Consider the following 1,951-nt stretch of genomic DNA (forward strand, 5'->3'; position numbering starts at 1 on the left):
CCGTCGGCGTCGCTGCGGGTGGATTGGCTGCCGATGGCGATCTGGACTCCGGCGATCGGGTCACCCGACGCCGACCGCACCACACCACGCACCGTCCGGGTCGGCGGGGTCGCGACGTGGACGGTGACCGTGGTGTCACCCGAGGCGGCCGGGACCGTGAACGGCGTCTGCGCGTGCCCGGAGGCGGTGACGATGAGTGCCCTGCTCGTGCTGTTGGCGAAGACGTGGAACGTCGCCGTCCCGTCCGCGGCCGTCGTCGCGGCGGCCGGCCGGGACAGCGCCGCGTCGGTCGTCGTCAACCCGGAGGCGATCTGCGTGGGCGCGACCGGGAGGTCAAGGGTCGCCCCGCCGTCCGCGCCGGTGACGACTGCACCGGGGACGGGTTGATCGCTGCCGTCGAGGACGCGCACCGTCAGCGTGTGCACCGCCGGGAGCGCGAAGTCGAGCGTTCGATCGGACTGCAGCGTCGTCGCTCCGGTCGGAAGCTGCCAGTCCTTCGGCAGACCGGCCTGCTGGATCCCGTCGGCGTCGAGCTCGAACGTCCGGCTTCCGGCCGCGACCGCGCTCTGGAAGGTGCCGTCCGCGCCGGTCGTCACGGTCGCGGTGTCGGTGCCCGTCGACGTCAGCCTTACGCCAGGGAGCGCTTGCCCCAGGGCGGAGCGCACGGTCCCGGTCAGGTACGACACGATCGGCGAGGAGCTTCCGTCGGCCCGGACGGACACCGTGGTGTCACGCGTGACCGCCGGGATGTCGAAGGTCGTGGCGGGGTTGTGGGCACCGGCGGCGACCGTGCCGTGACCGCTTGTGCTGCGGAAGACCATGTTGCGCGCCAGACCCCTCGCGTCGGTCGTCGCTGCGCTCGGCTGCATGGTCGCCGACGCGCCGATCGTGATGCCGGGCGCGAGCTCGGTTGTGGCAACCGGGAGTTGGAGGTTCGTCACGTCGGCGCCCTGGAGCGGATCGCCGTCGCCGGTGAGGACACGCGTCGTCAGGGTGTAGACCGGCGGGAGCGTGAGATCGAGCGCGGGACGGTCGCCCGAGACGGTGATCGCGCTCAGCGGCAGCGTCCACCGATCCGGCAGGGAGTCGCCGGTGGCCGTGTCGCCCGACAACGTGATGCGGTGGTCGCCGGGCGCGACGGCGGCCGCGTAGGCGCCGTCCGGACCGGTGGTCTGCGCGGCCGCCGTGTTGTCGTCGACGACGACGTGCACCCCCCTGACCGGCACGCCGAGCGACGACCGGACCGTGCCGCTCAGCCGCAACGCGTCCTTGGGCGTCAGGGCGACGTCGAGCGAGCTGCTCGTCGGCACGTCGACTGACTGGGTCAGCGAGGAGTACGGCCCGTCGGCCGGCGGCGTGAACGTGACCTGGTAGCTGCCGTCGTCGAGCGGGATCGCATATTTGCCATCCGCGCCGGTCGTCGCGGTGGCGACCGTGGTCGAGGACGACTTGACCTCCACCGTCACGCCGGCGAGCGGCGCCGTCGTCCCATCGACCTTGCGCCCGACGACCTGGCCCGCCACCTGGTTCGCGACGCCGCGACCCGACAGTGCGATCGTGTGCGGGCTGCCGGGGCCGCTGTCGGTGACGACCAAGCTGGCGTTCTTGGTCCCGGTCGTAGTAGGGACGAACGATGCTTGAAAGCTGCACGACGCGCCGACTGCCAGGGAAGTCGCGGAGCAGGTGCTCGACGCGAGGTGAAAGTCCGCCGCGTCGCCCGAGGCGAGCGTGGCGCCCGACACCGCGAGCGACGGCCCGGAGATGTTCGTCAACCTGAACGTCGTCGCCGCACTGCTTTGCCCCGGCAACGTCCGATCGAACGTCTCACGGTCCGGGCTCAGAGCGACCGCTACAACTTGATCGCCCCTCAGCTGAACGTTGATGGTGGTGTTGTTGGTGATGGTGGGGAGGGTGATGAGGGCGGTGGCGAGGCCGCTGCCGGCGGGTGGGG

At 71.7% G+C, this 1,951-nt stretch carries 1 protein-coding gene; it reads right to left on the bottom strand.

Annotated elements, in window-relative coordinates; genetic code table 11:
- Window positions 1–1,951, bottom strand: a 1,951-nt coding sequence (locus H030_RS0127990; RefSeq protein ID WP_155892330.1) for a carboxypeptidase regulatory-like domain-containing protein, incomplete at both ends; no start/stop codon positions are given.

The organism is Conexibacter woesei Iso977N (assembly GCF_000424625.1).
GTDB lineage: Bacteria > Actinomycetota > Thermoleophilia > Solirubrobacterales > Solirubrobacteraceae > Baekduia > Baekduia woesei_A.